The sequence below is a fragment of the Ruegeria sp. CF5 genome (assembly GCF_056537325.1).
The window spans coordinates 648,089-656,529 of record NZ_JBQFRI010000002.1; the positions used below are offsets into that span (position 1 = coordinate 648,089).

Annotated in this window: 6 protein-coding genes and 1 pseudogene; 5 read left to right on the plus strand and 2 right to left on the minus strand. The window is 56.5% G+C overall.

Annotation, left to right across the window (positions count from 1 at the left end; translation table 11 throughout):
• Nucleotides 1-98 precede the first annotated feature (98 nt).
• Entirely contained in the window at nucleotides 99-2,372 is a 2,274-nt protein-coding gene (locus ACR0NW_RS09475) for an NADP-dependent malic enzyme (protein ID WP_480450152.1), read from the plus strand.
• Between the two features lie 45 nt (nucleotides 2,373-2,417).
• A complete protein-coding gene (locus ACR0NW_RS09480) occupies nucleotides 2,418-2,807 on the plus strand; it encodes a GFA family protein (protein ID WP_480450153.1) in 390 nt (129 codons plus the stop codon).
• A gap of 44 nt (nucleotides 2,808-2,851) precedes the next feature.
• Here ACR0NW_RS09480 and ACR0NW_RS09485 read toward each other — a convergent pair whose 3' ends face one another.
• Entirely contained in the window at nucleotides 2,852-3,205 is a 354-nt protein-coding gene (locus tag ACR0NW_RS09485; protein WP_480450154.1) for a hypothetical protein, read from the minus strand.
• Nucleotides 3,206-3,628: 423 nt separating this feature from the next.
• Here ACR0NW_RS09485 and prpE point away from each other — a divergent pair, with 423 nt between their 5' ends.
• Nucleotides 3,629-5,518, plus strand: coding sequence for a propionate-CoA ligase PrpE (gene prpE / locus ACR0NW_RS09490; protein WP_480450155.1), 1,890 nt, complete (start codon nucleotides 3,629-3,631; stop codon nucleotides 5,516-5,518).
• 89 nt (nucleotides 5,519-5,607) lie between these two features.
• Nucleotides 5,608-7,041 (plus strand): amidase family protein, encoded by a 1,434-nt coding sequence (locus tag ACR0NW_RS09495; protein ID WP_480450156.1) that lies wholly within the window; start codon nucleotides 5,608-5,610, stop codon nucleotides 7,039-7,041.
• A 333-nt stretch (nucleotides 7,042-7,374) separates the two neighbouring features.
• Here the strand turns inward: ACR0NW_RS09495 and ACR0NW_RS09500 are convergent, their stop codons facing one another.
• Nucleotides 7,375-8,136, minus strand: coding sequence for an NAD kinase (locus tag ACR0NW_RS09500; RefSeq protein WP_480450157.1), 762 nt, complete (start codon nucleotides 8,134-8,136; stop codon nucleotides 7,375-7,377).
• A gap of 168 nt (nucleotides 8,137-8,304) precedes the next feature.
• Between ACR0NW_RS09500 and glyA the strand changes: the two are divergent.
• Nucleotides 8,305-8,441: pseudogene (gene glyA / locus ACR0NW_RS09505) on the plus strand (serine hydroxymethyltransferase); the annotation flags it as partial.

Here is an 8,441-nt window from a genome sequence, read left to right on the forward strand (position 1 = left end):
GCAAGAAGCCGCCTGCGACCCTGTGGCCTGAATTCCCCTGTTCCCCCAACGTCAAATTTAGTTTAGCACTAAACTAAATCCCACAAGGAGCTTGCAAGATGTCAGACACCCCAAGTTTACGCCAGGCAGCCCTTGAATATCACGCATTTCCAAAACCGGGAAAACTCGAGATCAAGGCGACCAAGCCGATGGCGAACGGACGCGATCTGGCGCGTGCCTATTCGCCGGGGGTGGCCGAGGCCAGCCTTGAGATCAAGGAAAACCCCACCAACGCAGAACGCTATACCGCGCGTGGTAATCTTGTTGCGGTTGTTTCTAACGGCACCGCCGTTCTGGGGTTGGGCAATATCGGTGCCTTGGCATCCAAGCCCGTCATGGAGGGCAAGGCGGTTCTGTTCAAGAAGTTCGCCGGTATCGACTGTTTCGATATCGAAGTGAACGAACCCGACCCGGAGAAGTTGGCGGATATCGTCTGCTCACTGGAGCCCACTTTCGGTGCGATCAATCTTGAGGACATCAAAGCTCCTGACTGTTTCATCGTGGAAAAGCTGTGCCGTGAACGGATGAACATTCCGGTCTTTCACGATGATCAGCACGGCACGGCGATTGTTGTGGGCGCGGCGGCCAAGAACGCGCTACACGTGGCCGGGAAATCATTCGAGGATATCAAGGTCGTCTCCACGGGCGGCGGCGCAGCTGGCATTGCCTGCCTCAGCATGCTGGTCAAGCTGGGTGTCAAACGAGAGAACATCTGGCTTTGCGACATACATGGTCTTGTCTACGAAGGACGGGCCGAGGATATGAACCCGCACAAGGACCAGTTTGCGCAAAAAACCGATCTGCGGACACTGGACGATGTAATTGGGGACGCCGATCTGTTTCTGGGCCTGTCAGGACCGAATGTCCTGAAGCCTGAGATGGTCGAGAGAATGGCAGACAGGCCGATCATCTTTGCGTTGGCCAATCCGACCCCGGAGATCCTGCCGCAAGCTGCCCGCGAAGTGGCCCCGAATGCAATTATCGCAACTGGCCGCAGTGATTTTCCCAATCAGGTCAACAATGTACTGTGCTTTCCGTTCATCTTCCGGGGTGCTTTGGACGTTGGCGCGACCGAGATCAATGATGAGATGCAAATCGCCTGCGTGGATGGAATTGCGGATATGGCCCGCGCAACTACAAGCGCCGAAGCGGCCGCAGCATATAAGGGTGAACAACTGACATTCGGGCCGGATTACCTGATCCCCAAACCCTTTGATCCGCGCCTTGTCGGCGTCGTCTCGTCATCGGTTGCAAGGGCTGCGATGGAAAGCGGCGTGGCCAAACGGCCCATCGACGATCTGGAAGCCTACAAGGAACGTCTCAATCAGACGGTCTTCAAATCCGCTCTGCTGATGCGCCCCGTTTTCGAGGCCGCCGCGGTCGCGTCGCGCAGGATTGTATTTGCCGAAGGCGAAGACGAGCGCGTGCTGCGGGCCGCTCAGGCGATCCTCGAAGAAACCACGGAAACCCCGATTCTGATCGGCCGTCCCGAAGTGATCGAATCCCGTTGCGAGCGGCTTGGCCTTGTGGTCCGCCCCGGTCAGGATTTCCAGATCGTAAACCCGGAACACGATCCGCGCTATTATGACTATTGGAATTCGTATCACCAGATCATGGAACGCCGTGGCGTGACACCCGATCTGGCCAAGGCGATTATGCGTACGAATTCAACAGCCATTGGCGCGATCATGGTACAACGGGGCGAAGCCGACAGCATGATTTGCGGCACGTTCGGAGAATATCGCTGGCATCTGAATTATGTCGAGCAGGTTCTCAACCACGGCGATCTGCGCCCGCATGGCGCCCTTTCCCTTATGATCCTCGAGGATGGCCCTCTGTTCATCGCCGATACACATGTCCGGCAGTTGCCCAACCCGGAAGAACTGGCCGAAATTACACTTGGCGCGGCGCGCCATGTGCGCCGTTTCGGGTTGGAACCCAAAATCGCCTTTTGCTCGCAATCTCAATTCGGAAACCAGGCCGAGGGTTCGGGAAAGCGACTGCGTGAAGCTATCGAAATTCTCGACAGCAAGCCGCGCGATTTCACCTATGAGGGCGAAATGAATCTGGACGTCGCGCTTGACCCTGAACTGCGGCAACGGATTTTCCCGAATTCCCGACTTGAAGGGGCGGCCAACGTGCTGATCTTTGCCCATGCTGATGCAGCCAGCGGTGTTCGCAATATTCTCAAGATGAAAGCTGACGGGATCGAGGTTGGCCCAATCCTGATGGGCATGGGCAACAAGGCGCACATCGTCACGCCTTCCATCACGGCGCGCGGACTGTTGAACATGGCCGCCATTGCCGGAACGCCTGTCGCACACTACGGTTGACGGCGGCGGCCCCGATGGACGGCCGCCTGTTCAGGGAGGTCAGAAATGAAAGGGCATTGCCACTGCAAAGCGGTGCGCTGGGAAAGCGATGGCGAAACGGCTTGGAGTTGCTATTGCCACTGCGCCGACTGCCGCCGGAACTGCGCATCACCAGTTACCGCCTTTTTGGGTTTACCGCATGACTCGGTCAGGTGGCTGGGCCAGACACCAAGCGTCTATAACTCGTCGAAAGGCGTGGAGCGCCTGTTTTGCAGTACCTGCGGAACGCAGATGGCCTATCGAACCGAACGGGACCCAGTGAACATCCACCTTTATACGGCGACCTTGGAAAACCCGGACGATCTGCCGCCAAAGTTTCACGTTTTCCACTCCGACCATCTGCATTGGCTGAACATTCAGGACAGATTACCACGCTACGCGAAAACCACAGGGTAAAAACCCTGTGGCCTTCGATGGCCGTGAGTGCGTGGCTGGAGTTATCAGCCGATCACCTTGTGTCCTCGACCCTGCATGCAGTTAACCAACACTTGCCGCCGGATCAGTTCATCATTGTATTGGCCTCTCGCGGCTCCAACAATCGCTCCGCCCAAGGCCCCCGTTACAACGTCCTCTCTTTCACCCAATGACCACCCCGTCACAGCTCCGCTAACTGCGCCATAGGCTATGTCCGCGCCCTGCTTACCTGGGTGGTAATTCGCAGCCAATGCTCGGCACTCTGTTTCATCGAGGCCAAAATTAGCGTTCCGCGTGCCATCAACTGCCAGAGGTTTTTGCATTGGGTATTGGGCACAAGCAGAAAGACCAAGAAAAGCGACAAGCATAAGCTTTTTCATAGCGGTAATCCTTGAAATTTTGGAACTATGCCTCGGAATTCAAGATGATCTCTCCTGCCTTGGCGAAGCTGATATAAGGATTTTGAGGACAGCAAAAAATGGAAATCCGAGAATCTGACGCCGCGTAACAATGTAAATCGAACGCTTTCGAGAACTAGCCATTTTTGCATTTTGACGAGTGGGTTGGACAATATTGAGGTGGCGGGCCGGTTGGTTTTGCAGAAAAAAATTTGCAACTATTCAGAAAATGGAAAATTTGCGGCCATTTTCGCCAAAAAGCGGAAGTTTGCAAAAATTTGCAGCCCAAATTACGCGATCATTGCAAATTTTTTGCGATAAACTGACGCGCCGTCATTTCTGCCGCTTGCCCGATACATTCAGGATGCCTAACACATTCCGCAAGCTGAGTGGGAGGAGGACGCAATGGCATATCAGGACGTTTATCAGAGCTGGGAGAACGACCCCGAAGCATTCTGGCTGGAAGCCGCCAAGGGGATCGATTGGGTAAAAGCGCCGACCAAAGCGCTTTTTGACGAGAACGCCCCGCTTTATGAATGGTTCTGCGATGCCAAGGTAAACACCTGCTGGAATGCGGTTGACCGTCATGTCGAGAATGGGCGCGGTGAACAGGCGGCCATCATCTATGACAGTCCGATTACGCACACAAAACGCGAAATCTCATATGTCGAATTGCGAAATCGTGTGGCCAATCTGGCCGGCGCCCTGCGCGCAAAAGGTGTCGAAAAAGGTGATCGCGTCATCATTTACATGCCGATGATTCCTGAGGCGCTGGAGGCGATGTTGGCCTGTGCGCGTCTTGGCGCAGTGCATTCCGTTGTGTTCGGCGGTTTTGCCAGCAACGAACTGGCTGTGCGCATTGATGATGCCAAACCAAAGGCCATCATCGCCGCCTCCTGCGGGATGGAGCCGGGCCGCGTGGTGCACTATAAACCTCTGTTGGATGGCGCAATCGACATGGCCAGCCACAAGCCGGACTTCTGCGTAATTTTCCAGCGCGAACAGGAAGTGGCGCAACTGGTCGAAGGCCGGGATTTCAACTGGCATGGGTTTCAGTACGGTGTCGAACCCGCCGAATGTGTGCCCGTCGCCGGCAATGATCCGGCGTATATCCTTTATACCTCTGGCACGACTGGCGCACCCAAAGGCGTTGTGCGCCCGACTGCAGGCCACCTTGTGGCCCTGAACTGGACGATGAAGAACATCTACAACGTCGATCCGGGCGACGTATTCTGGGCAGCGTCGGATGTGGGTTGGGTCGTGGGCCATTCCTATATCTGCTATGCACCGCTGATCCACGGCAACACGACAATCGTGTTCGAGGGTAAGCCGGTCGGCACCCCTGACGCCGGAACTTTCTGGCGGGTGATTTCCGAACACAACGTCAAGAGCTTTTTCACTGCCCCGACCGCGATCCGTGCCGTCAAGCGCGAAGACCCGAAGGGAGAGTTGCTGAAATCGTACGACCTGTCCTGCCTCAACGCATTGTATCTGGCAGGCGAACGCGCTGATCCCGATACGATTGAATGGGCGCAGGATGCCCTGAAGGTTCCTGTAATCGACCATTGGTGGCAAACGGAAACCGGCTGGACCATTGCGGGCAACCCGCTGGGGATTGAAGAACTGCCCGTCAAACTGGGCTCGCCCGCAAAACCTATGCCCGGCTATGACGTTCAGATTCTGGACGAAGGCGGCCATCCGATGAAACCCGGTGAACTGGGTGCCATCGCGGTCAAACTGCCCCTGCCCCCAGGCACTTTGCCAACCCTGTGGAATGCCGAAGACCGGTTCAAAAAATCCTATCTGGAACACTTCCCCGGATATTATGAAACCGGGGATGCTGGCATGATTGATGAGGACGGATACCTTTACATCATGGCGCGCACGGATGACGTCATCAACGTTGCAGGGCACCGTTTGTCTACAGGCGCCATGGAAGAAGTTCTGGCCGCGCACCCAGACGTTGCAGAATGCGCCGTGATCGGCGTCACCGATCAGTTGAAGGGACAAATGCCCGTCGGATTTCTGTGCCTGAATTCCGGGTCAGAGCGCAACCACGGCGACGTGGTACAAGATGTGGTCAGGATGGTACGGGAAAAGATCGGCCCGGTTGCGGCATTCAAACAGGCCGTTGTCATAGATCGGCTTCCCAAAACCCGCTCGGGCAAGATCCTGCGCGGAACCATGGTATCGATTGCGGATGGCAAGGACTATAAGATGCCTGCCACAATCGACGATCCGGTCATTCTGGACGAAATTAAATCCGCCTTGCAGACGATTGGATACGCACAGTGATGCCGCCGGGGTGTCAAACACCACCCCGGCATCGCAATACGCTTGCAACTTGACCCTCACGACCTACTGTGCCCTCAGAGGGAGGGCACATGGCACAAAATGAGACATGGCGCTTGAGCGCCACGGAACTGAGCGAGCTGACACGAAACGGCGACCTGAGCGCCGAAGCTGCGGTCCAAAGCTCGATCAACCGCATGAACAGGGTGAATCCCGACCTGAACGCGGTTGTCGAGGACCTGAGCAGCGAAGCCCTTGAGCGTGCCCGGAATCTGGACATCGCCCGCGCGCAAGGTGCCAGTCCGGGGCCTTTGCACGGCGTCCCCGTTACGATCAAAGTCAACGTGGATCAAAAGGGGCATGCAACAACCAATGGCGTTGTAGCCCTGAAAGACGTGATCGCGCCCGATGACGCCCCGGTCGTCAACAACCTGCAAATGGCAGGCGCCATTGTGATCGGGCGAACAAACACACCAGAGTTTTCCTTTCGCGCTGACACGGACAATCCGCTTCATGGCCGGACGAATAACCCATGGGGGCGCCACATCTCGCCGGGTGGCTCATCAGGTGGGGCGGGCGCTGCAGTCATGGCCGGTATCGGCGCGCTCGCACATGGAAACGACATCGGTGGCAGCTTGAGATTTCCGGCAGCGGCCAACGGCGCGGTCACCGTGAAACCCGGCCTGGGCCGCGTACCGGCGTGGAACCCAAGCCAAAAGGCCGAACGTGGCTTGCTGGCACAATCCATGTCGGTTCAGGGCCTGATCACCCGTCGGGCAGCGGACCTGCATCTTTCCATGCCCAGTCTGATCGCGCCGGATACGCGTGACCCTTTCCATGCGCCCATTCCCTGGCGGGGTCCGGCACTGGATCAGCCAATAAAGGTCGCCTTTACAAAGAACACCTTCGGGTATGAGTTGCACCCCGAGGTTGATAAGGCGCTTGATACGGCACGGGACGCCCTGGTTGACGCCGGGTATCACGTCGAAGAAGTCTCACCGCCCGACGTCTTCGAATGTGGCCGCATAGGCTATCGCACTTTGATGGGCGAAGTTCTGACCCTGATGCAGTCGGATATTGAAGCGGCCGGATCAAAAACCATCCGCGATATTTTCGAGGTCTATTTTCAGGAATTCCCACCGATTGTCGGAACAGAACTGATCGAAATGCTGGCCCGACGCAGCCACTATGCCCGCGAATGGTCTCTGTTCATGCAGGATTACCCTTTGGTTTTGTCACTGTTCCTGCCGCAGCCGTTTTTCAGACCCGACCGCGACACGGAAGGGGTCGAAGGTGTTCATGAAGTTCTGGGGTGTGCAGTCTACTCCTACGCGATGAACTTTATCGGCCTGCCCGCCGCTTGCGTTCCTGCCCGTCTTGCAAACCTACCCAGTGGCCCACAACCTATCAATGTACAGGTGGCCGCGCGCCGGTGGCGTGAAGATCTGGCCGTTGATGCAGCCATCGAAATCGAGGCCCGCGTTGGGTCAATGGCCGAAGTGCTGTGGAAAAAAATGGACGGTTAGCGCCCGGACAGGCGTTTGGTCCAATGTGAAAAGCAGTTCCGGCCCCTGCGCGCAGCGGTCGAGACATCCTTAATAGTCTTTTCAAAAAAATAGACCCCGGGGATCTCAACCCGGGGCCTGTCGTTCTAAAATATTCCCGGATTGTGATGACGAGCGTAGTACCACCCACCCTCGCCAGCGCGAAAACTGCGCAATCATCTGACACGTCGCTTGGTGGCCACTCACTCCCACCGGGACGTAATCTCCGGGCAAGATCAGATTATCTGAAACTTAATGTTCCGCCTGTGATCTTGTTCACATAAGGGCAAGAAAATCCCGCTCAGATTGTGAAGTTTATGTAAATTGCTCGGAAATCAGGCGTTCTTCCAGACCGTGGCCCGGATCAAAAAGGATGCGATGTTCGATGGTTGGCTCGGATCGAATCTCGACCCAGTCGATATCCGGAATCGAGATCGAATCTGCGTCCGCCATCACCGGGCGCTTGTCTGCCTCCATGACGTCGAACCGGACATGCGCCGTCTTGGGCAGCAGTGCGCCCCGCCAGCGACGCGGGCGGAACGCGGCAATGGCGGTCAAAGCCAGAACATCAGATCCAATGGGCAATATCGGCCCATGTGCTGAATAGTTATAGGCTGTCGAACCAGCTGGCGTAGACAGCAACGCGCCGTCGCAGACAAGTTCTGCCAACCGCAATCGACCATCCACCGATATTTTCAGCCGCGCCGCCTGCGGCCCGGCCCGCAGCAACGAAACCTCATTGATTGCCAGCGCCTCATGAATTTTCCCGGACTGGTCCATTGCGGTCATGGCGAGCGGATTGATGATTTCCTCTTCCGCCTCGGACAGGCGTGTCAGCAGATCGGTGTCATCATATTCGTTCATCAGGAATCCGATGGTGCCCCGATTCATGCCATAGACCGGCGTTCTGAGATGCTGAGTGCTGTGAAGCGTCCGCAGCATGAAACCATCACCCCCCAGCGCCACGATGACATCGGCGTCTCTGGGCGCGACGTTTCCGTATCGGCTTTTAAGCATCTCGCGCGCCGATTGGGCGACTTGGGCGTCACTGGCCAGAAAGGCGATTCTTTTTTTCATATTTTCCGGTTTCCGGTGTTGCGCATTTGGTTCCGAAACAAACATACCTTTCCGCCAGAGGCCAGAGTTGACGCCACTGCGGGCCAATTCGTCGCTTTACAGCCTTTCTCGGAACCCCGGTTTCCGATAGGAAATTCGCCAAACAGTCTCAAGCCATGTGGAGCCCCCATGAACGCCAATCTTCGTGATACCGGTTTCTTTACCCAGTCTCTTTCGGAGCGTGACCCCGAGCTTTTCGGCTCGATCACGTCTGAGCTTGGTCGCCAGCGCGACGAGATCGAGCTGATCGCCAGCGAGAACATCGT